Here is a 21,457-nt window from a genome sequence, read left to right as displayed (position 1 = left end):
ATATGGCAAACTTAGTACAGGAAGCCTTTTCACAGGTTAAGGAGCTTGTTCTTAATGCACTTGGCGAACTTGTTGCAGAGGGAACATTCCCCGCAGAACCTATTCCTGCATTTAATACGGAGATACCTGCCGATTCTAAAAACGGTGATGTTTCCACAAATGCAGCCATGGTATGTGCAAAGCCTTTCAGAAATAACCCAAGAAAAATAGCTGAGGCTATCGCATCAAAAATCAGACTTGACGGCACTTTTTTTGAGAAGTGTGAAATTGCAGGTCCTGGATTTATAAACTTTTTCTATTCACCTCAGTGGTATGCAGGAGTAGTCGGCTCAGTGCTGGCAGAGGGTGAAAAATATGGCGAAACTGATATGGGCAAGGGCAAAAGCGTCCTTGTTGAATTTGTATCAGCAAACCCGACAGGTCCTATGCATATAGGCAATGCAAGAGGCGGAGCAATTGGCGACTGTCTTGCGGCGGTTCTTGAAAAGGCAGGATATGATGTAGCAAGAGAATTTTATATCAATGACGCAGGAAATCAGATCGAGAAGTTTGGTAAATCCTTGTCACTGAGATATATGCAGATATGCAGCGATGACGGTATGGCTGTCTGCAAAGAAGGTCTTGATATGGAGAGTTTCTGTAAGAAGATCTACGGCGAGGACGGCAACAGCGAAAAGTTCCCTATGCCTGATGACACTTACAGAGGAATGGACATCATTGAACACGCTAAGAGCTATTTTGATGAGTATGGTGCAGTTCTCAGCGGTCAGAGTGAAGAGGACAGAAAGAAAACTCTTGTTGACTATGCTCTTCCGAAAAATATTGAGGTACTGCATAACGATCTTGCAAAGTACAGAATACATTATGACCAGTGGTTCAGAGAGAGTACACTTCACAATGACGGTTCAGTAGCAAAGATAATCGATATGCTTAAAGCAAGCGGTCATACCTATGAGCAGGACGGCGCTCTTTGGTTCAAGACTACTGATTTCGGTGATGAAAAAGACAGAGTACTGGTTCGTGAAAATGGCGTTCCTACTTATCTTGTACCTGATATTGCTTACCACTATAATAAGCTCGCTGTCAGAAAGTTTGATAAGGCAGTAGATATATTCGGCGCAGATCATCACGGATATATTGCAAGGATCAAAGCTTCTATGACTGCCCTCGGAGTTGACGCTGATAAGCTTGACATAGTTATAATGCAGATGGTAAATCTGGTTAGAAACGGCGAGAAGTATAAGCTTTCAAAGCGCTCAGGCAAAGCTATAACACTTGCTACACTCCTTGATGAGATCCCGATAGATGCAGCAAGATTTTTCTTTAACCTGAGAGAGCCTAATTCTCATTTCGACTTTGACCTTGACCTTGCTGTTTCTGAGTCAAGTCAGAATCCTGTTTACTATGTTCAGTACGCTCATGCTAGAATTTGTTCCGTGCTCAAGAAAATGAAAGAAGAAAACGTTGAAGTAAAGCCATTTGATAAGCAGACAATGACTGCTCTCAAAGAGCCTGAGGAGCTTGAACTTGTAAAGCTTATGGCAACTTTACCGAATGTTATAAACGAGTCTGCAAAAGCATATGACCCTGCAAAGGTAACAAAGTATGCTGTTGATATCGCAACCCTTTATCATAAGTTCTATAATAATTGCAGAATAAAGGGCGAAGAAGAGAACGTTATGCAGGCAAGACTTTCCCTTTCACTTGCTGTTAAGCAGGTAATCAAGAATATACTTGATATGCTTAAAATTACTTGTCCTGAGTCAATGTAATATAATATTGAATATGAAAATCCGCTGGGTCATTAAGATCTCAGCGGATTTTTTTGTGTCAACAAATGGTCGGATATTAATTTATTTGTGCAAACTATACACAATATTGATATGATTTTACTGCAATATCACAATGAGAATAAAATATATTGCCATAATATCGATAAATGATTAAATATATGTGTATTCATAACCATGATATGTAAAAACGCTGCTTGCTGAGTATGAATAATTGGCATAATTTAATAATAATAACATATAATAGGATGAAATGTTTACTAAATGGTTACAAAATGGTGACTGACTGTAATAATTCGTGTGGTAAAATATTGTTGTACGTAAAACAGGCAATGAAAGGAATGGTTTATATTATTAAATTCAGAAAATTATTAGCGTCCGTATGTTCAGCTGTGATAGTTATGAGCTGTGCTTTTTTCGCTCCAACGGAATTCTATGAGAAAAATACATCTGGTATTACAGCCAGCGCCGCTGCGGAGTTTTCAGCACCCAAGCTTACAGTTCTTCACACTTATTCTAATAAGATCGAACTGAAAGTCGATAACCTGTCATCGTATCCGTCGAGTACATCATTCAAATTTATCGTTGACGGAAATTACGTCAGATCATATTCTTATAAGACATTAAAAAGCAAAAATGTTGTTTCACTTTTTGACAATGGAAAATGCTATTTTAAAGGCTCAACAAATTATAAGATAATTGCGTATGCTGTAAACGGATCATCATGTTCTCCTATGCAGAACATGACAGTAAAAACAGACGGCTTTACATATTACAAAATAAATTCAAAAGCTCAGCTTTATAAACTTTCCAATGGAAAAATGACAAAGTCGGGAACGACTTCAAAGCTTACATATGCAAAGGGTGTTCTTTCAACGTCCAAAGGTGTAACGATAGCAGGAAAGTCCATGAACAGCTGCAAGGGTGAATACCTTAAAATAAATGAGGGTACATATAAAGGTCGGTATGTAAAAACTGATTCCAATATTCAGCGTGTATCTGAACGTACTGCAAAAATACAGACGGTGGTTCAGTATGCTATCGGTATGAATGGAGGACGATATGTCTGGGGCGGCGCAAGCTATCGTGCCTGCGACTGTACAGGACTTACAATGCTTTCGTATCAGCAGATAGGAATAGACATTTCCCACAGCACATATGTACAGGCTAAAAAGGGAAAAGCATCAAGTATGAAAAATATCAAAACAGGTGATATAATTATCTGCAATAATTACGGTCACGCTGCTTTGTATATAGGCGACGGAAAAATAATCCATGCTATGAACAGTTATTACGGAATAAGGATACAGGATATCAGTAAGCTAAGTTACTGCGGAAAGGTAAACTGTGTAAGAACCATAATATAATTTACACTGAACATACTAAAAAACGCTCGGAGTTTTATATCTTCGAGCGTTTTTTCTGTGATTAATTGTTTATGCCGTATCTGTCAGTTTTGACAATCAATTTTGAAATAATAATCATTAATATTACAGCAATTATAATCATTATGCAAAAGCAGTTAATATTTTTATTCATAAAACAGAGTACAGCAATAATCATACTGCTGACAGCCAATGAAGTCAGTACTTTTTCAAATATATCATAATAAGCAAATACTGCTCTTAAAACTGCGATTATCAGCATAACACAGATTAGAAACAATCCGAAACTTATAAATATTTCTCCTGTGTTTTCAAACTTCATAAATTTACTGAGGAAATAGCATAATAGATCAAATTCGTAGTTTTTATCAAATACTTCAGATAGCCCTCTGCCATAAATAATTCTTACCGACAAAACCAACAGACCTGAAGAAATAAGACTGTAAATTATTATCGAAGCAACAGTGCATAACACAGCAGATCTTCTTGAAACATTATTTAATGATGCAGTTTTCAGTGTGTATGACGTAAGTGACAATGTAAAAAATACTGCTATTAACGCAAGTATGATGTCTATGAACATAAGATCATATGGCAATCCGCCTTCTGAAATCATGTTTTTAAAATTTCCTGCTAGCGTTAATGATAGCAGAATACTGAGAACATAGTAGGGCAGACAATATCTTAATTGTACGTTTTTAAGTAATTTTAGTGTTTTCATATCATTCTGCCTCCGTTCTCTGCGGTTCATTTATTTTGTTTGAAACATACAGGCAAATATTAAAAATGATTATCATTATCAGCTGAACCGATATGCATATAAATAGTATAATGTTCGGAGAGTTCTCGGTCAATTTTAAAATCAAACTGTAATTTTCGAGCTTACAGGTCAGATATATCATATATACGATTGCATAAGCGCCTAAAATGCATATTTTTATTACTCTGTTTCTGCTCACCGTAAGCAATGATCTTATGGAAGCTCCTGCGGCAAAATACAGTATAGCATTTAAAAATACAGATATAAAGACCGAGATACCATATCTTTCGTCTGAAAGAAGTCCATACTGGTAATCAGAAAAAGCCGTATTGAACTGATAAAAATCCGAAAGATCATTTGCAAAATTAATTTGTATATCGTTACTGAGAAAATAAGGAATAATAACAGATATGATTTTTATCATTGTCAATACTGCTGCAAATAATGCTCCGCATAAAACAATAGTCTTATAAATGCTTTTTCTTGGAATGCTATTGCATATCCCAACGTTAAAGGTTTTGGAATATATAATACATCCGAAAATAAATGACAGAGCATATAGAACATAGGTGCTGTCAAACTGACTGTCAAGGTAATAAACGTAATAATTTCTTATAAGTACATCTTGATCGGAATATTCAGCGATCTCGCCAATACCTAATGTAACTCTGCATAGCAGCATAATTATTATAGCAGCTATCGACAATGGCATTACATACTTTTGGATATTAAACCTTAAAAGAGTCTTTTCCCTCATAATAGTCACATCCTTTCATCGGAAGGACTTGTCAGACTTATAAAGATCTGCTGCATATCCGGTTTTGTTACTTCAAGACCATTTGGAACATTTTCAGCCTTGCCTTTTATGTATGCACTCTTTATACCTGCAACAGCTCTGGTTGTGATAACTTCTTTGTTTTCACAATACATATCTACAAGTTTGGCTGCTCCTGTCACAGAGTATCCGTTTTTTAGAAGATCTTCACTTTCGCTGTCAACTGTTATTTTTCCGTCATCAATAATTATGACCCGTTCAAAAAGATTTGCCGCCTCATCGATCAGATGAGTTGACACGACCATGCAGCATTGTGTTTCAATAAATCTCTCAACCATAACTTTGTAAAAAAGTTCTCTGTGGTTTGCATCTAGTCCGAGAACAGGTTCGTCAAGGAAGATATATTCAGCACCACTGCTGAGAGCAGTTATTATTTTCGATATTGTTTTATATCCTGTGGAAAGTCTGCCTAATCGTTTGTTGACATCAAGATCAAACTGTTTTGCAAGACCATAAGCATAATCAATATCAAAATCAGGATAAAAATCCTTTGTCACTTTAAATATAGAAGATATTTTCATATCATACGGCATATTTGCACTTTCTGACATATCGTATATTCTTCCAAGTGCGTGATTATTTTCTTTGACGATTTCACCGTCGATAGTGATACTGCCGCTGTATGAAGTTACTCTGTTGCATATTGCGTTTATAAGCGTGGATTTGCCCGCACCGTTTCTTCCAAGCAAGCCATAGATCCTGCCCGTTTCAAATTCCAGACAAATGTTATTAAGCGCAGAGTTTTTGCCATAGCTTTTGCTCACATTATCTAATTTTAAAATACTCATTCTCCGAAACTCCTTTCGATCATAGCAATTATTTCATCTTTGCTTATTCCAAGCCGTTTTGCTTCGTGAGTTAATGCTTTGACGGTATTTTGCTGAAAATCATGTCTGCGTTCTCTTTTTAATATAGATACAGCACCGTCGCAAACAAACATACCAACACCTCTTTTTTTATATACGATATTTTTATCTACGAGAATATTGATACCTTTAAGTGCTGTTGCAGGATTGATCTTATAGTTTATAGAAATTTCTGTCGTTGAGGGTATCTGTTCTCCTTCATTTACAGTGCCTTCAATGATAAGATCTGACAGCCATTCAGCAAGCTGCTGGTAGATAGGCTTTTCGTTGTCCGGATTGAATTCCATAGTTTTCTCCTTTCTGATGTCGGCATACTGCGTAACAGCATTCAGCGCATAGCCATATGAATGCTGTTGCGTGTTTGCCGGATCATCGTTATCTCATCTCTTTTGTTCAGAAGCTTGACCTGTATAGTTTATTGGTTAATTACTTCTGTAACTAACTATACAACAATATTGCTTATTTGTCAAGTACTAAAATAAAATTTTTTTCAGGAACTTTTTCCCTATGGCAGTAAAGTGAATATATAGAAATTTGTGTGCAATAATATTTCTGTCAATAAGTTTGGCTGAATTTATCATGAAAGGATTTTTGGTTATGAAAAAATTTCTTGTAATGGCATTGAGCGCAGTATGTGCAGCAGTTTGCATGACAGCCTGCTCTTCTAAAAACAGTAATGTGTCATCATCTTCGGAAAATAAAGGCAGCGTAACATCATCAGCTGCGTCATCATCAAGTGCTGTAAAGTCTGAGTCAAGTCACAGCGACTCTTCGGACAGAGATACGCTTATGAGCAGAGTTGAGAGCGGTATTGATGATACCATAAGCGGAGGAAAAGATATTATCGACGATACTATCAGCACAGGCGAGAGAGTTATTGATGATATTATAAGATAAGCACATATTGTCAGCATAGTTCATTTGTCTTCATGAGCAACGCTGCACTTTGAAAGAAAAGTGCAGCGTTTTTTGCAATGTTTATACTAATTAGACTAAAATCAAATGTTGATTATTTACAATATATTTATTGGTTATATTCTGTTAGCAAATTTATATTAAAATGTGTATTAAATATTAATATAATGTAAAAATAATGTACATTGTTTTTACAACCCCTTTAAAAAACAAATAAAAGGTGTTATAATGGTGAAGTATTGAAACATAATTAAAATTATAACGAATTATGCAGAAATTGTGCTGACGCTGCGCTGTCCTGCCTATGTAAGAAAGGTTGATTATTTGAACACAGACCATAGATCTGAAATACGACCTCTTATAAGAAAAATATTTTTATGGGGTGCGGCAGCTAGTATGTTATGTTGGCTTTTTACTCTTATCTGGGGATTCAGGCTCAATATGCTGCTAGGTTTCATAGCTGGCTATTTTTATATGTGCGGCTGTACGGCATATCTGGGATATGTTTGTGAAAAAGCAGTCACGCTCGATAAAAAGAAAGCTTCAAGGTCTGTGACTTCATGCTATATGATAAGGCTTTTTGGAATGTTTATTATATGTGCTGTTGGTATGTTTTCAGGAAAGCTTGCTTTTGTTGGAGTTGTGCTGCCTCAGCTTTTTCCAAAAATAATTCTGTCTGTAATTCAGTTTACTGAGAAAGGATAAATTCTATGAACGGTATAGGTGATGGTCCCAAAATCGTTTTTGAACTGTTTGACGGCAAGATCCAAATAACCGAAACAGTAGTCATGGGCTGGCTCATTATAGTAGCCGTTACACTGCTTTGTCTGTGGCTTACTAAAGATCTGAAGAAAGTCCCTGAGAAAAAACGTCAGGTGCTTGCTGAGATGTTTGTGAATTTCATAAATAATATGGTACGTCAGAATATGGGTGAAAAGTTAATGTACTATTCCCCATATATCGGAGCATTGCTTATATCAGCGATTTTAGGTGCGCTGATAAGCATGATCGGTCTCAGACCAATGACGGCTGATATAAATGTTACAGCAGCATGGGCTGTGCTGACGTTTATCCTTATTACTTATCATAAGATAAAAGCTAACGGTTTTGGCGGATACCTTAAAGGCTTTGCTAAACCTGTTGCCTTCATACTTCCGCTGAATATCATCAGTGAAGTTGCAACACCTGCATCAATGGCTTTCCGTCTTTTTGGTAACGTGGCAGGCGGTATGGTAATTACAGGGTTGCTCTATGGTGCACTGGGCGCACTTTCATCTGCACTGCATCTTAGCTTTGAAGTAGGCTCATGGGGATTCAGCGTATTTCAAGTAGGAATACCTGCTGTGCTTTCGATATACTTTGACTTGTTCTCAGGTTGTATACAAGCATACATTTTCTCAATGCTGACAATGGTAAACGTTGGAGCAGCGGCAGAAGAATCATAAAAATGTAAAAATGCGCAAAAGCGCACAAATATAAGTTTATAATTGGAGGATATTCATATGACTGAAAAGGCTTTTGTTTTGGGTTGCTCAGCAATAGGCGCAGGACTTGCAATGATCGCAGGTATCGGACCTGGTATTGGTGAAGGTTACGCAGTAGGCAAAACTATCGAAGCTATCGCAAGACAGCCGGAGGCACAGGGCGACTGCACAAGAACAATGTTCATCGGTGTTGCCATGGCTGAATCTACCGGTATCTATGCATTCGTAGTAGCACTTATTCTGCTGTTTGCTAACCCATTCCTCGGAAAGCTCTGATAATAGATTTTTAAAAACAATGATCAGAGAGGGAGGTTTTTAAATGGTTTTAGCTGTGGGAGATGTAACGGATTTTCTTTCTGTCAACCTGAGCGTAATTGTTGCTACTTGGCTGAACCTGCTTATTCTCACTCTTGTACTCAAACATTTTCTTTTTGATAAAGTAAATAAAGTCATCGAAAGCAGAAAAGAGGAAGTCGCAAAGACTTATCAGGACGCTGATGATGCAAAAGAAAACGCTAAAAAGCTTGAAGCTGAATATGCTGAAAGGATCAGTGGTGCAAAAGAAGAATCTGCAAAGATCATTCAGGCTGCAACTAAAAAGGCTCAGCTTCGCTCTGACGAAATAATCGGAGATGCCAAGCAGGAAGCAAAGGGCATAACGGAGCAGGCGAGAGCTGAGATCGAACGTGAGAAGAAAATCGCTGTTAATCAGATAAAGGATGACATAACAGATATTGCGTTTTCGGCTGCGCAGGCAGTTATTGAAAAGGATCTGACTTCACAGGATAATGAACGTCTTATAGAGCAGTTTATAGATAATATAGGTGAAGTGTGATGGCGGATAGTGTAGCAAATGTATACAGCACAGCATTGTTCGACTTGTGCTGCGAGCAGAACTGCCTTGAAAATGTTTACGAAGAACTTGTGAGTATCAATGATATTCTGTGCAGTGATGAAAACAGTGATTTCTTTCAGCTTATGAATGTTCAGCAGATCTCGGCGGCTGAAAAAAATAAAGCACTGTCGGAAGTGTTCAATGGTAAGATAAGTCCGCTTGTAATGGATTTTTTGTGCTTGCTTAATGAAAAGGGAAGGTTTAAGTTCCTTCCTGAGATCACTAAAGCTTTTACCGATAAGTATAATGCGAAAATGAATATTCTTGAGGTAACTGCTATCACAAGCACAGGTTTGTCGGCTGTTCTGAGAGATAAGCTGATAAAAAAGCTTTCAGCTGTCAGCGGAAAAACTATACGGCTCACTGAAAAAGTCGATAAAGCTGTTATCGGAGGTATTGTACTGAGATATGGCAATACTGAGCTTGATTCAAGTGTAAAAACCGCTTTGGATAAGCTGAGATCACAGATCAATGGCGTTATTGCCTGATCTGCAGCATATTGTGAAATATAATTGAAAGGTACGGAGTTTTATTATGAATTTACGTCCTGATGAAATAACAGGTTTGATAAAACAGCAGATCAAGAATTATCGCTCTAAGCTGACGCTTGATGATGTCGGAACTGTCTGCACGGTTGGTGACGGAATTTCGAGAGTAAATGGTCTTGAAAAGTGTATGTCTGGCGAACTTCTTGAATTTGCAAATGGGACCTATGGCATGGCGATGAACCTTGAAGAAGATTTTGTCGGCTGCGTACTGCTTGGTACAGAAGACGGTATCAAGGAAGGTTCTACTGTCAAAAGAACAGGAAAAATAGTTTCTGTTCCTGTCGGCGAGGCACTTCTCGGCAGAGTTGTAAACTCTCTTGGTGCGCCTATCGACGGAAAGGGAAGTATACTTACAGAAGAATACAGACCTGTTGAAAGCCCTGCTTTTGGTATAATTACCAGAAAGTCTGTCAGCAGACCTTTACAGACAGGTATCAAAGCTATCGACTCAATGATCCCTGTTGGAAGAGGTCAGAGAGAACTTATAATCGGTGACAGACAGACCGGAAAAACTACTATTGCTCTTGATACGATAATAAATCAGAAGGGCAAAGATGTTATATGTATCTATGTGGCTATCGGTCAGAAAATATCTACCGTTGCAAATATTGTAGATACGCTCACAAAGAATGGTGCAATGGATTATTCTATCGTTGTATCAGCTACTGCCTCTGAAATGGCACCGCTTCAGTATATAGCTCCATATGCAGGAGTTGCAATGGCTGAGTATTTTATGCTTCAGGGTAAGGATGTTCTATGCGTTTATGACGATCTTTCCAAGCACGCTGTTGCGTACAGAACAATGTCACTGCTGCTGAAACGTCCGACAGGCCGTGAGGCATATCCTGGTGATGTATTCTATCTCCATTCAAGATTGCTTGAACGTGCCTGCTGTCTTAATGAGGAAAATGGCGGTGGTTCAATAACTGCACTGCCTATCATAGAAACACAGGCAGGAGATGTTTCTGCATATATCCCTACCAACGTTATTTCAATAACTGACGGTCAGATATTCCTTGAAACAGAACTGTTCTTCTCAGGTGTAAGACCTGCTGTAAACCCTGGTATCTCTGTATCAAGGGTTGGAGGAGCGGCACAGATAAAAGCTATGAAAAAGGTTTCAGGTCCGCTGAAACTGCTTTATTCCCAGTACAGAGAATTGCAGTCCTTCTCACAGTTCGGTTCTGATCTCGATCAGGATACAAAGGACAGACTTGCACAGGGCGAAAGAATCGTTGAGGTATTGAAACAGGGTAAAAATGCACCTGTTGACGTTGAAAAACAGGTAGTAATTATTTATGCTGTTGTCAATAATTATCTTAAAAAGATCCCGGTAGAAGATATCAGAGAATATGAATCAGATCTTTTTGCTTATATTGATGAGTCACATCCCGATATTCTTTCTTCCATAAGGGATACTAAGGTTCTGACAGATGAAAATGAAGCAGCGCTAAAGGAAGTTCTTACAACATTTGCAGATAAGTTTTTACAGAGCAGGTAAGGAGTTGTAGCTATGGCGGCATCAAACATGAAGGATGTCAAGCGTCGTATAAAAAGCGTTGAAAGCACAATGCAGATAACTAAGGCGATGCAGCTTGTTGCCTCTTCAAAAATGAGGAGAGCTAAGGAACGTGCCGAGGCGATACACCCATTCTTTGAAAATGTTTTTAAAGTAATGTGTGAGATATCAAGCGACAGCGATTTTAAGTCTGTTTTCACAAAGAAAAAATTCAGGAATGCCTCACTTATAGTTGTCATAGCAGGCGACAGAGGTCTGGCAGGAGGATTTAATTCTAACGTACTTAAAATGGCTGAGGCGAAAGCTTCGGAGATAAAGCGTTCCGGCGGAGAAGTTAAGATCATGGCGATAGGCAAAAAAGCTGTTGAATTTTTTGAGAAGAGGGATTACGATCTTACTGACAAATATCCTCATATCGCCGAAGGTATAGATATAACTGAAACGATAGATCTTGCCGATAATATAATCCATAGATTCAAAGTCGGTGAGTTTGATTCAGTAGAACTGATATATACAACTTTTGTTTCTGCTATGACGCAGGAACCTAATGAGCTGAGAATACTTCCGGTAGAAAATCTCAATCACGTTCCTGAGAAAAAGGCAGTGACTATTTATGATCCTTCTCCGGAAGAAGTATTTGACGGCATTATCCCTCAGTATATCTGCGGAATGCTCTATTCAGCAATAGTTGACTCTTATGCAGCTGAGCAGGCTGCAAGACGTACAGCTATGGAATCGGCAAGCGATAATGCGAGTGAAATGATAGATCAGCTCTCGCTGCTGTATAACAGAGCAAGACAAGCTCAGATCACTCAGGAGATCACTGAGATCAGTTCTGCTTCTATAAATAATTAGTGAAAGGCGGTAGGTAAATGGACGTCAAAAATATAGGTAAGGTCGTACAGATCGTCGGCGCTGTTGTCGATGTACGTTTTGAAAAAGATAAGCTGCCCGATCTTCTTAATGCACTTGAAATAGATAATAATGGTCAGAAGCTTGTTGTTGAGGTCGCTCAGCATATAGGTGATGACGTAGTAAGATGTATCGCAATGTCATCTACTGACGGACTTGTAAGAGGTGTTGACGCTGTTGACACTGGTAAAGCAATATCAGTTCCTGTCGGCAAGGAAACACTTTCGAGAATGTTCAATCTTCTCGGCGAACCTGTTGATAATCTTCCAGCACCTGAAACAGCTGAAAGATGGGAAATACACAGAGAGCCGCCAAGTTATGAAGAGCAGACTGCGGCAAACGAGATACTTGAAACAGGAATTAAAGTCATAGATCTTATTGCACCTTATCTTAAAGGCGGAAAGATCGGTCTTTTCGGTGGTGCAGGTGTAGGTAAAACAGTTCTTATTCAGGAGCTTATCAATAACGTTGCCAATCAGCACGGCGGTATTTCCGTATTTACCGGTGTTGGTGAAAGAACCCGTGAGGGCAATGACCTTTATTATGAGATGAAAGAGTCGGGAGTTATTGATAAAACCGTTCTTGTTTATGGTCAGATGAATGAACCGCCCGGAGCAAGAATGAGAGTAGCACTTTCAGGTCTTACTATGGCTGAATATTTCAGAGATGTTGAGGGACAGGACGTTCTTCTCTTCATTGACAATATTTTCAGATTTACACAGGCGGGTTCAGAGGTTTCTGCGCTTCTTGGCCGTATGCCTTCTGCCGTTGGATATCAGCCGACACTGGCTACTGAAATGGGAGCTTTGCAGGAAAGAATAACATCTACCAATAAAGGCTCTATCACATCGGTACAGGCTGTTTATGTGCCTGCCGATGACCTTACGGATCCGGCTCCTGCAACAACTTTTGCACACCTTGATGCAACGACGGTACTTTCGAGAAGTATTTCTTCACTCGGTATCTTCCCGGCAGTTGATCCGCTTGAATCTACCTCTCGTATCCTGTCACCAGAGATCGTGGGTAATGAGCATTATACCGTTGCAAGACAGGTGCAGTCCATTCTTCAGAGATATGTTGAACTTCAGGATATCATTGCTATTATGGGTATGGACGAACTTTCAGATGAAGATAAGCTGACAGTATCAAGAGCAAGAAAAATACAGAGATTCTTGTCACAGCCTTTCTTTGTTGCGGAGCAGTTTACTGGCTATAAGGGCAAGTATGTACCTCTTAAGGAAACAATAAGAGGATTTAAGGAGATCATCGAAGGTAAGCATGACGATCTTCCTGAATCAGCGTTCCTGTTTGTTGGTACAATAGATGAAGCTGTGGAAAAGGCTAAGAAAAACGCTGAACAGTAAAAGTAAAACTAATTAATCGGAGAGATTTTATATGACGCCGTACAAGCTAAAAGTAATTACTCCTGAAAAAATATTTTTTGACGGAAGTACAGAGCAGATCATAGCAAAAACAATGGCCGGCAACGTTGGTGTACTTGCGGGGCATTCACCATATGTCGCTAATCTTCCTGCCTCTGAGCTTAAGATCAAGATCGATGGCAGTTTCAGATCAGCGGCAGTTTCAGATGGTGTTATCAAGGTATCTGACAGCGGTGAAGTAACTATACTTTCTTCTGCAATAGAGTGGTCAGATGAAATTGATATCGCAAGAGCTGAAAAAGCAAAGGAAATTGCTGAAAAGGAAATGAAACTGAATGCAAGCCGTAAGGAGTTTGACATGGCGGAAAGAAAGCTTAAAAGGGCAATGAACAGACTTGTAGTGGCAGGTAAAAAATGATAGCAAAGTCAAAGTCGCACAGCATTTTTGTGTAGGCTTTGGCTTTGTTTATTTTTGTGGTATAGTGTATATTTATATTTAATTAAATTTATTTGAAAATTAAGTAAATTGGAAAAGGAATGAAAATATTTTGAGCATCTTTAACATTATTGGTATGGCAGGAGGATTAGGTCTTTTCTTATATGGAATGACTATTCTCAGCAACGGACTTGAAAAAGCTTCAGGCGGACTTATGGAGAAGGTTCTGGCTAAAATGTCAAGCAACGTATTTTCCGGCATTTTATTTGGTGCTTTGGTAACAGCAGCTGTTCAGTCCTCATCAGCGACTACGGTAATAGTTGTCGGACTTGTAAATGCAGGTTTGCTTAAGCTTAAAGGCGCTGTCGGAATTATAATGGGTGCCAATATCGGTACAACTATGACAACGCAGATACTTAGACTAACAAGGCTTGAAGGCTCTACAGAAGGACCTGTCATTTTACAGCTCTGTAAGCCATCGAACTTTTCTGCCATACTTATTGTTATCGGTCTGATAATCATTATGGTCAGCAAGAAGAATAAGAATAAAAATGTCGGTGAAATTATGATGGGCATTGGTATTCTTTTCACAGGTATGATAATAATGCAGGAAAAGATAGCACCTCTGGCAGATCTTCCTCAGTTTGAAGAAATGTTTGCTGCTCTTCAAAATCCTATACTTGGCGTACTTGTCGGAACTATCTTTACAGCTATTATCCAGTCATCAGCCGCATCTATCGGTATTCTTCAAGCGCTTTCAACTTCCGGTGCAATAACATTTGCGTCTGCGTTCCCTATAATTATGGGTACAAATATCGGAACTTGCGCAACACCGCTTATCTCCAGCCTTGGTGCTTCTAAGAATGCTAAAAGAGCTGCAATGATACATTTCTATTTCAACCTTATTGGTACAATAGTGTTCCTTATTGCTGTATATGCTATGCAGTATACAGTAGGACTGCCATTCTGGAACAGTAATTTCACAACAGGAAGTATAGCTAATTTCCATACAATATTCAATGTGGTCGTTACTATCCTTTTCCTCCCATTCTATACTGTACTTGAAAAACTTGCTGTCATCACTATCAGAGATAAGAAAAACGCTGAGGAAGATGAAACTGTCACTAAGGAAGATCTTCTTGATGACAGATTCCTTGTTACTCCAAACGTTGCTATAACTCAGGCTAATGAGGCTGTTGTACAGATGGGTTATCTTGCATATAAGAACTTCCAGTCTGTTACATCACTTTTTGATAAGTATGATCTTAAGCTGATCGATAAGATCAAGGAAAGGGAAGAACTTCTCGATCGCCTTGAAGACAGAGTTGGTCAGTATCTTATAAAGCTTAATGACTGCGGTCTGAATGAGGACGAATCAAGAATGGTAACAACATTGTTCCACTTGATCTCAGAGTATGAGCGCATAGGTGATTATACTATCAATATTTATGAAACAGCTGACCTTATGTATGAGCGTGAGATGAAGTTCTCTGAAACCGCACAGCGTGAGCTTAAAGTAATGTGCAGTGCTATAACGGAAATAATTGATCTTGCTATAAAGGCAACACAGAGCAACGATATGGAAGTCCTTACTGAGATCGAACCTCTTGAAGAAGTTGTTGACAGACTTGTTGAGGAGCTTAAGGCTATACATATTGACAGATCAAAAAATGGTCTGTGCAATATTGAAACCGGTATCAACTTCCTCGATATTCTTACAAATGTAGAGCGTATTTCAGATCATTGCTCAAATATCGCTATTTATCTGATAGCAAATCAGAAGAAGTATACATCTCTTAAAAAGCATGAGTATCTTGATAATCTCCATAGAAATGGTCCTGATTATTATGAAAATAAGATAAAGGAATATTCTGATAAGTATTCTATTGCTGCTGTTGAGGGCTGATACCTTATTATAAAAGGAGAGCAAAATGAATAGTTTTAATTATACAATGCTGTGTGACTTTTATGAGCTGACAATGGGCAACGGATATTTTGTCAGCGGTATGAAAGACAAGATATCCTACTTTGATCTGTTTTTCAGAAAGATACCGGATAACGGCGGTTTTGCTATTGCCTGTGGACTTGAACAGATAATTGATTATATCAGTGAGCTTCATTTTTATGAAGAAGATATTGAGTTTTTACGCAGCAAAAAGATATTTGATGAGAACTTTCTTGAATTTTTAAAGGATTTTCATTTTACAGGTGATATCTGGGCAGTACCTGAGGGAACGGTTATTTTCCCGAATGAGCCTATAATAACCGTTCGTGCCCCAGCTATTGAAGTTCAGCTGGTTGAAACATATTTACTTTTGTGTATAAACCATCAGACCCTTATCGCTACTAAAGCTAACCGTATCGTTCGTGCCGCTCAGGGCAGAGCGGTGTCTGAATTCGGTTCAAGACGTGCCCATGGCGGTGATGCCGCTATATTTGGCGCAAGAGCAGCCGGCATAGGCGGATGCAGCGGTACAGCCTGCACAATAACCGACCAGAAGTTTGGCTTTAATGCAACAGGTACTATGGCACATTCATGGGTGCAGATGTTTGACAGTGAGTATGAAGCTTTCAAAACCTATTGTGAGTGCTATTCCGATAGTGCGGTGCTGCTTGTTGACACATATAATGTTATTAAAAGCGGAATACCAAATGCCATAAAGGCTTTTAATGAGGTTTTAAAGCCTCTTGGCAAAAGACCTCTTGGTGTGCGCATTGATTCGGGAGATATAACTTATCTTTCTAAAAAGGCGAGAAAAATGCTTGATGAGGCAGGGTATTCTGACTGTAAGATAATAGCTTCTAATTCTCTTGATGAATATATAATAAGAGATATGATCTTTCAGGGAGCAAAGGTTGACAGTTTCGGAGTAGGCGAAAGACTAATTACTGCGAAAAGCGAGCCTGTTTTCGGCGGTGTTTATAAGCTTGTTGCAGCTGAAAATGACGACGGTACGATAATCCCTAAAATCAAGATCTCAGAAAATGTCATAAAGATAACCAATCCGCATTTCAAAAAAGTGTATAGACTTTATGATAAAGAAAATCATAAAGCTATCGCAGATCTGCTGACCCTTCACGATGAAGTAATCGACAGCAGTAAGGAATTAGTTATCTTTGACCCTCAGTATACATGGAAAAAGAAAACGCTTACTGACTTTGAAGTCCGTGATCTGCTTGTTCCAATCTTCAAAGACGGAAGGTGTGTATATAAAAAGCCGACTTTTGCTGAGATAGCTGATTATTGTCAGAAAGAGATAAATACGCTTTGGGACGAGATTACTCGTTTTGAAAATCCTCATACCTATTATGTGGATCTCTCGCAAAAGCTTTGGAACGTTAAAAATGAACTTCTTTCTAAGAATGGTCAATAACAAATAAAAAATCTGCTGTAAGTATGAATTACTTGCAGCAGATTAAAATTATTGCATAAAAAATTAATACTCACTTCTATCGGCTGAAATGAGCATTAATTTTTATAGAATTATGAAAGGGATTTGTAATATGGCAAAATCAACAGGAACATTTACTGTTAACTTTGCTATATTACAAGCATTTTCTTTACTGTATATATAATACCATTCCAATGTGAACCGAGTATGAATTCTTGGGAGTATTTTCAGCACTTTTCAAATAATTACAGCAAAGTTTTTGTTGTAAGATAATAAAAAAATTAACACTCATTTCTATCGGCTGAAACGAGCATTAATTTTTAGAATTATGAAAGGGATTTGGATAAATGGTAAAACCTAATGAACAGTGACATAAACGGCGACTTGGGGAATCGCTGAGGGAAAGAACATAAGAATCGCTGCACAATAGGCTTTACCTTTTATCCAACTCTTTTGTTGATGTTATAATAATATCATTCCTGTGTGAACCGAGTATGAATTTTAGGAAGAATTTTTATTCATTTACTCGATTTGAAGAGATGAAATAAATTTAATTACAAGTTCATAATTTTAATATATAATATATAGTAGTATTTTGTTTGAAATACTGCCCATGATCTGGTAAGGAGGATAAATAAATGTTTCAGATACTTGTAGTTGAGGACGATGCCAGCCTCAGAAGGCTTATGTCGGCGGCTCTAAAACAGCATGGTTATCAGTCTTTTACTGCAAATGATGGTATAGAAGCCTTGGATATGCTTGAAAAAACTAATATAGATCTGATTATTTCAGATGTTATGATGCCTAATATGGACGGCTATGAATTGACAAGACAGCTGAGAAAAGCCGAATATCAGCTGCCTATACTTATGGTAACGGCTAAGGAAACCTTTGAAGATAAGCAGGAAGGTTTTCTGGCAGGTACAGATGACTATATGGTCAAGCCTATTGATATAAATGAAATGATACTGCGTGTCGGTGCTTTGCTCAGGCGTGCAAAAATGGCTTCTGAACATTCATTGACGGTAGGGAAGTGCGTCCTTGACTATGATGCACAGTCAGTTTCGTTTGACGGTCAGCCAGGTGAAACTATACCTCAAATGGAATTCAAACTGCTTTTTAAGCTTTTATCGTATCCAAATAAAATATTCACAAGAAGACAGCTCCTCGATGAGCTTTGGGGTATGGATAAGGATGTTGATGAACGAACTGTGGACGTACACATTAAAAGACTGCGTGAACGTTACGGTGAGTGCGGCGAGTTTCAGATCGTAACTGTCCGTGGATTAGGCTATAAGGCGGTCAAGTCGTGATATCCGCTAATAAAAGTAAAGATCATAAATTCCCAAGAACAAGCTTGCAATTCAAACTTGCCTTGATGTTTTTTATGGTAATGGTCATTTCTGCATCAATTTCGATAAGCATATTGCTGCTTGTGTTCAGTCCTATAATGAGAGATAATTCGGAGCGGCAGATGAGCAATTTTGCCGCATCTATAAAAATGCTTGAACAAGACGGTTACAGCTATGAAGATATAGTGTCAATAATAAACACTAATTCCTATTCCATCGACAGCCTTGATAATAATTCTCCTAAGATAAAGGAACATAAAAAGGAGATCGAAGAGAAAGGCTATTACACAACGGAAAACGGAATAATACCAAATGTGACCCTTGTTACTTCGATATGCGGCAAATATGTTTCTGTAAATAGTTTTACAAGTGAAAATCTTTATTGGATAATCAACTTTGTAATAATCGTGGCTTTTATTGTCTGCATTATTATAGGTACGATCATCACAGGATTTGTCGGCAGAACCATTCTCCAGCCTATACATGATCTCAGTAAGGCTACTTCACAAGTCGCACGAGGCAACTTTTCAGTAAGAGTAAAAGAGCCTAATGATAATGAGTATGGTACACTGGCAAGGAATTTTAATAAAATGGCGCAGGAACTTTCGGGAATAGAAACGTTAAGAGGAGATTTTATATCGAATGTTTCTCATGAATTCAAAACGCCCCTTGCGTCAATTCAAGGCTTTGCAAAACTGCTTCAGGATGAAACACTGAGTAAGGAAGACAGAAAAGAATATACGCAGATAATCATTGATGAAACATCAAGACTGTCAAAGCTTTCATCAAATATTCTTAATCTCACTAAACTTGAAAATCAGACGACCATAGGTAAAAAATCACGATTTTCTATTGATGAGCAGATAAGAAAGATCGTACTTATGCTTGAACCTGAGTGGTCCAAAAAACAGATCGACCTTGACATTGATCTGGAGGATATTTTCTACATAGGAAATGAAGATCTTATGGGACAGGTTTGGCAGAACATCATTAATAATGCGATCAAATTTACACCTATGAACGGCAAAATGAAGATAAAACTTTTCCGAAGTGAAACAGGAATTATAGCAAAGATCTCTGATAACGGACCCAGCATACCAAATGATAAAAAGGATAAGATATTTGAGAAGTTTTATCAAGGAGATAAATCCCGTGCGACTGAGGGAAATGGTCTGGGACTGGCTCTTGTAAAGCGAATAGTTGATCTCTGCGGCGGTAAAGTTTGGGTAGAAAACCTGTTTGAAGGCGGCGTATGCTTTAATGTTGAGCTTCCGTATCAGACGGAAGAAATGATGTAATATTGTAAAATAATATCCCCCGATCACTTTGAAAATTGTGATCGGGGGATAATTTGTTTATTGTTCTATGTTTTTCTCATCGGGAAGTTTTTTGAGTTTGATAAGAACGAATACAACTGAAAGAACTGTCGATGTAAGCCAGCCAACTGGCCATGAAAGCCATATTCCTCTTGAACCGTAAGGCTTTGCAAGAATGAATGCGAGAACAACACGAAGTATCAGGTCGGCAAATGTTGTTATCATAAAATAAGGCATATCACCTTTTCCTCTGAGCGTTCCGTCAGACATTATCTTAATTCCCACAAAGATGTAGAATGGTGATACTATTTTTAAAAATTCAATGCCTATTTTCATAGCCTTTGCACCGCCGTCATCAAGGAAAAATCCGACGAAATTATGTGGGATAACAAAAAAACATATAATGAAAGGAACAGCAACTATCGAAGAAAGTATAAGTCCCGCTTTGTAACCCTGCTTTATGCGCAATGATTTTCCTGCACCGTAGTTCTGTGCAACATAACTTGATAAGCCATTTGAAAGGGTAGAAAAGCTTGTGATAGCGAATGTGTTCAGTTTTATTGCAGCAGAATATCCTGCTATGCAAGATGAGCCAAATCCGTTTACAAGATACTGTACGAAAATATTTCCGATAGATACAAATGACTGTTGTAGAATACTTGGTATGGAATATAGTGTTATGCGCTTTAGCATAGGAAGTGAAAATTTGGGTGCAGGATATTCAGTTTTTATCGATGATATCTTGCGTGTTAATGTTATAAGTGCAAGAATACACGCTCCTCCTTGTGCGATAAAAGTTGCCCATGCAACGCCTGCTACGCCGTATTTAAAAATCGCTACAAATATGTAGTCGAGTATTATATTGACGATAGATGAGCCTATGAGAAAATACAGCGGTGTTTTTGTGTCGCCAAGTGATGTGAAAATTCCTGTTGATACATTATATAAGAACAGGAATATAAGACCTGCGATATAAATTTTCAGATAAAGTGTTCCGTCAGACATAACATTGTCAGGTGTATTTATCATTATCATAAGCGGTTTTGAAAAGACAAGGCCAAGTATTGTAAGCAATGATGATAATATAAATCCTGCTATAATAGTGGTTGAAATAGCAGTTTTGACTTTTTCATATTCTTTCGCTCCGAAATATTGTGATATTACAACACAGCAGCCAACGTTACAGCCTATCGCTACTGCCATAAATATCATTGTTATTGGATAAGATGCACCAACTGCTGCAAGTGCGTCCTCACCTGCAAATTTTCCTGCGATAGCACTGTCAAAAATAGAATACATCTGCTGGAAGATAACGCTTATGAACATAGGCAGTGAAAGTTTCCATAACACTGTCCATGGTTTTCCTATTGTAAGATCCGTCATAAAAATTCCCCTTGAATTGTATAATATAATCTCTGATTTGATGATACATAATCATTATATAACTTTTTTCCTTTTTATGCAACGTCAAAGTTAAAGAAGTATTCAGCCTTGTAAAGCATAATTATGAGCATTTTTTACAACCTGTTTAATTTTGATTGCGACTGATAATAAAACGCTTTTTTGATGATACTTTCTTGCCTTCAACATTAAAGATATAATTTATGAAAAAATATCTGAAAAATGTTGCATTTTAGCTAAATTTGTGATATAATTATTTATATTTGTAT

General features: G+C 38.1%; 21 protein-coding genes. 16 read left to right on the top strand and 5 right to left on the bottom strand.

The window, feature by feature from the left end; genetic code table 11:
• Window positions 1-2: 2 nt before the first annotated feature.
• Window positions 3-1,772, top strand: coding sequence for an arginine--tRNA ligase (gene argS / locus Q0E19_RS06420; protein ID WP_294408276.1), 1,770 nt, complete (start codon window positions 3-5; stop codon window positions 1,770-1,772).
• Window positions 1,773-2,131: 359 nt separating this feature from the next.
• Complete coding sequence (locus tag Q0E19_RS06415; protein WP_294408275.1) at window positions 2,132-3,157, top strand: NlpC/P60 family protein; 1,026 nt, start codon at window positions 2,132-2,134, stop codon at window positions 3,155-3,157.
• Between the two features lie 61 nt (window positions 3,158-3,218).
• On the opposite strand, the gene Q0E19_RS06410 is transcribed toward Q0E19_RS06415, so the two are convergent.
• From Q0E19_RS06410 to Q0E19_RS06395, 4 genes are read right to left on the bottom strand one after another with little or no spacing between them, the layout of a single operon-like run.
• Complete coding sequence (locus Q0E19_RS06410) at window positions 3,219-3,896, bottom strand: hypothetical protein (RefSeq protein WP_294408273.1); 678 nt, start codon at window positions 3,894-3,896, stop codon at window positions 3,219-3,221.
• 1 nt (window position 3,897) lies between these two features.
• A complete protein-coding gene (locus tag Q0E19_RS06405; protein WP_294408272.1) occupies window positions 3,898-4,692 on the bottom strand; it encodes a hypothetical protein in 795 nt (264 codons plus the stop codon).
• A 5-nt stretch (window positions 4,693-4,697) separates the two neighbouring features.
• Window positions 4,698-5,558 carry an ABC transporter ATP-binding protein gene (locus Q0E19_RS06400; protein WP_294408270.1) on the bottom strand — a complete coding sequence of 287 codons (861 nt, stop codon included), beginning with the start codon at window positions 5,556-5,558 and terminating at the stop codon, window positions 4,698-4,700.
• Window positions 5,555-5,923, bottom strand: coding sequence for a GntR family transcriptional regulator (locus tag Q0E19_RS06395; protein WP_294408269.1), 369 nt, complete (start codon window positions 5,921-5,923; stop codon window positions 5,555-5,557). Before Q0E19_RS06395 ends, Q0E19_RS06400 begins: the two co-directional genes overlap by 4 nt.
• Before the next feature lie 310 nt (window positions 5,924-6,233).
• Here Q0E19_RS06395 and Q0E19_RS06390 point away from each other — a divergent pair, with 310 nt between their 5' ends.
• From Q0E19_RS06390 to Q0E19_RS06325, 14 genes are all read left to right on the top strand, one after another.
• Window positions 6,234-6,533, top strand: a complete 300-nt coding sequence (locus Q0E19_RS06390) for a hypothetical protein (RefSeq protein WP_294408268.1) — start codon at window positions 6,234-6,236, stop codon at window positions 6,531-6,533.
• 414 nt (window positions 6,534-6,947) lie between these two features.
• Window positions 6,948-7,256 carry a hypothetical protein gene (locus Q0E19_RS06385; RefSeq protein WP_294408267.1) on the top strand — a complete coding sequence of 103 codons (309 nt, stop codon included), beginning with the start codon at window positions 6,948-6,950 and terminating at the stop codon, window positions 7,254-7,256.
• Between the two features lie 5 nt (window positions 7,257-7,261).
• A complete protein-coding gene (locus Q0E19_RS06380) occupies window positions 7,262-7,996 on the top strand; it encodes a FoF1 ATP synthase subunit a (RefSeq protein ID WP_294408266.1) in 735 nt (244 codons plus the stop codon).
• Between the two features lie 57 nt (window positions 7,997-8,053).
• The gene (gene atpE, locus Q0E19_RS06375) at window positions 8,054-8,311 is read left to right on the top strand and encodes an ATP synthase F0 subunit C (protein ID WP_294408264.1); all 258 of its coding nucleotides are present in this window, start codon (window positions 8,054-8,056) and stop codon (window positions 8,309-8,311) included.
• 43 nt (window positions 8,312-8,354) lie between these two features.
• Window positions 8,355-8,870, top strand: coding sequence for a F0F1 ATP synthase subunit B (atpF, locus tag Q0E19_RS06370; RefSeq protein ID WP_294408263.1), 516 nt, complete (start codon window positions 8,355-8,357; stop codon window positions 8,868-8,870).
• Window positions 8,870-9,418 carry an ATP synthase F1 subunit delta gene (gene atpH / locus Q0E19_RS06365; RefSeq protein ID WP_294408261.1) on the top strand — a complete coding sequence of 183 codons (549 nt, stop codon included), beginning with the start codon at window positions 8,870-8,872 and terminating at the stop codon, window positions 9,416-9,418. The genes atpF and atpH overlap by 1 nt, the downstream gene beginning before the upstream one ends.
• Before the next feature lie 46 nt (window positions 9,419-9,464).
• On the top strand, window positions 9,465-10,979 hold the full coding sequence (gene atpA, locus Q0E19_RS06360; protein ID WP_294408260.1) for a F0F1 ATP synthase subunit alpha: 1,515 nt from the start codon (window positions 9,465-9,467) through the stop codon (window positions 10,977-10,979).
• A gap of 12 nt (window positions 10,980-10,991) precedes the next feature.
• Window positions 10,992-11,852, top strand: a complete 861-nt coding sequence (gene atpG / locus Q0E19_RS06355) for an ATP synthase F1 subunit gamma (RefSeq protein WP_294408258.1) — start codon at window positions 10,992-10,994, stop codon at window positions 11,850-11,852.
• A gap of 17 nt (window positions 11,853-11,869) precedes the next feature.
• A complete protein-coding gene (gene atpD / locus Q0E19_RS06350) occupies window positions 11,870-13,273 on the top strand; it encodes a F0F1 ATP synthase subunit beta (protein WP_294408257.1) in 1,404 nt (467 codons plus the stop codon).
• Between the two features lie 31 nt (window positions 13,274-13,304).
• Complete coding sequence (atpC, locus tag Q0E19_RS06345; RefSeq protein WP_294408256.1) at window positions 13,305-13,709, top strand: ATP synthase F1 subunit epsilon; 405 nt, start codon at window positions 13,305-13,307, stop codon at window positions 13,707-13,709.
• Between the two features lie 130 nt (window positions 13,710-13,839).
• Window positions 13,840-15,633 carry a Na/Pi cotransporter family protein gene (locus tag Q0E19_RS06340; RefSeq protein ID WP_294408255.1) on the top strand — a complete coding sequence of 598 codons (1,794 nt, stop codon included), beginning with the start codon at window positions 13,840-13,842 and terminating at the stop codon, window positions 15,631-15,633.
• A 25-nt stretch (window positions 15,634-15,658) separates the two neighbouring features.
• Window positions 15,659-17,101 carry a nicotinate phosphoribosyltransferase gene (locus Q0E19_RS06335; RefSeq protein ID WP_294408254.1) on the top strand — a complete coding sequence of 481 codons (1,443 nt, stop codon included), beginning with the start codon at window positions 15,659-15,661 and terminating at the stop codon, window positions 17,099-17,101.
• Window positions 17,102-17,757: 656 nt separating this feature from the next.
• The gene (locus Q0E19_RS06330) at window positions 17,758-18,432 is read left to right on the top strand and encodes a response regulator transcription factor (RefSeq protein WP_294408252.1); all 675 of its coding nucleotides are present in this window, start codon (window positions 17,758-17,760) and stop codon (window positions 18,430-18,432) included.
• On the top strand, window positions 18,429-19,769 hold the full coding sequence (locus Q0E19_RS06325) for a HAMP domain-containing sensor histidine kinase (protein ID WP_294408251.1): 1,341 nt from the start codon (window positions 18,429-18,431) through the stop codon (window positions 19,767-19,769). The genes Q0E19_RS06330 and Q0E19_RS06325 overlap by 4 nt, the downstream gene beginning before the upstream one ends.
• Window positions 19,770-19,826: 57 nt before the next feature.
• On the opposite strand, the gene Q0E19_RS06320 is transcribed toward Q0E19_RS06325, so the two are convergent.
• The gene (locus Q0E19_RS06320; RefSeq protein WP_294408250.1) at window positions 19,827-21,170 is read right to left on the bottom strand and encodes an MATE family efflux transporter; all 1,344 of its coding nucleotides are present in this window, start codon (window positions 21,168-21,170) and stop codon (window positions 19,827-19,829) included.
• Window positions 21,171-21,457: the final 287 nt, after the last annotated feature.

Origin of the sequence: uncultured Ruminococcus sp., from assembly GCF_934476685.1 — a bacterium.
Classification (GTDB): Bacteria; Bacillota; Clostridia; order Oscillospirales; family Ruminococcaceae; genus Hominimerdicola.
This window is presented reverse-complemented; position numbering and strand designations above follow the sequence as displayed.

What these genes read in the sequence shown, in the direction of transcription:
- argS (WP_294408276.1), top strand. Translation starts at nt 3, where the DNA reads ATGGCAAACTTAGTACAGGAAGCCTTTTCACAGGTTAAGGAGCTTGTT.
- Q0E19_RS06415 (WP_294408275.1), top strand. Translation starts at nt 2,132, where the DNA reads ATGGTTTATATTATTAAATTCAGAAAATTATTAGCGTCCGTATGTTCA.
- Q0E19_RS06410 (WP_294408273.1), bottom strand. Translation starts at nt 3,896, where the DNA reads ATGAAAACACTAAAATTACTTAAAAACGTACAATTAAGATATTGTCTG.
- Q0E19_RS06405 (WP_294408272.1), bottom strand. Translation starts at nt 4,692, where the DNA reads ATGAGGGAAAAGACTCTTTTAAGGTTTAATATCCAAAAGTATGTAATG.
- Q0E19_RS06400 (WP_294408270.1), bottom strand. Translation starts at nt 5,558, where the DNA reads ATGAGTATTTTAAAATTAGATAATGTGAGCAAAAGCTATGGCAAAAAC.
- Q0E19_RS06395 (WP_294408269.1), bottom strand. Translation starts at nt 5,923, where the DNA reads ATGGAATTCAATCCGGACAACGAAAAGCCTATCTACCAGCAGCTTGCT.
- Q0E19_RS06390 (WP_294408268.1), top strand. Translation starts at nt 6,234, where the DNA reads ATGAAAAAATTTCTTGTAATGGCATTGAGCGCAGTATGTGCAGCAGTT.
- Q0E19_RS06385 (WP_294408267.1), top strand. Translation starts at nt 6,948, where the DNA reads ATGTTATGTTGGCTTTTTACTCTTATCTGGGGATTCAGGCTCAATATG.
- Q0E19_RS06380 (WP_294408266.1), top strand. Translation starts at nt 7,262, where the DNA reads ATGAACGGTATAGGTGATGGTCCCAAAATCGTTTTTGAACTGTTTGAC.
- atpE (WP_294408264.1), top strand. Translation starts at nt 8,054, where the DNA reads ATGACTGAAAAGGCTTTTGTTTTGGGTTGCTCAGCAATAGGCGCAGGA.
- atpF (WP_294408263.1), top strand. Translation starts at nt 8,355, where the DNA reads ATGGTTTTAGCTGTGGGAGATGTAACGGATTTTCTTTCTGTCAACCTG.
- atpH (WP_294408261.1), top strand. Translation starts at nt 8,870, where the DNA reads ATGGCGGATAGTGTAGCAAATGTATACAGCACAGCATTGTTCGACTTG.
- atpA (WP_294408260.1), top strand. Translation starts at nt 9,465, where the DNA reads ATGAATTTACGTCCTGATGAAATAACAGGTTTGATAAAACAGCAGATC.
- atpG (WP_294408258.1), top strand. Translation starts at nt 10,992, where the DNA reads ATGGCGGCATCAAACATGAAGGATGTCAAGCGTCGTATAAAAAGCGTT.
- atpD (WP_294408257.1), top strand. Translation starts at nt 11,870, where the DNA reads ATGGACGTCAAAAATATAGGTAAGGTCGTACAGATCGTCGGCGCTGTT.
- atpC (WP_294408256.1), top strand. Translation starts at nt 13,305, where the DNA reads ATGACGCCGTACAAGCTAAAAGTAATTACTCCTGAAAAAATATTTTTT.
- Q0E19_RS06335 (WP_294408254.1), top strand. Translation starts at nt 15,659, where the DNA reads ATGAATAGTTTTAATTATACAATGCTGTGTGACTTTTATGAGCTGACA.
- Q0E19_RS06330 (WP_294408252.1), top strand. Translation starts at nt 17,758, where the DNA reads ATGTTTCAGATACTTGTAGTTGAGGACGATGCCAGCCTCAGAAGGCTT.
- Q0E19_RS06320 (WP_294408250.1), bottom strand. Translation starts at nt 21,170, where the DNA reads ATGACGGATCTTACAATAGGAAAACCATGGACAGTGTTATGGAAACTT.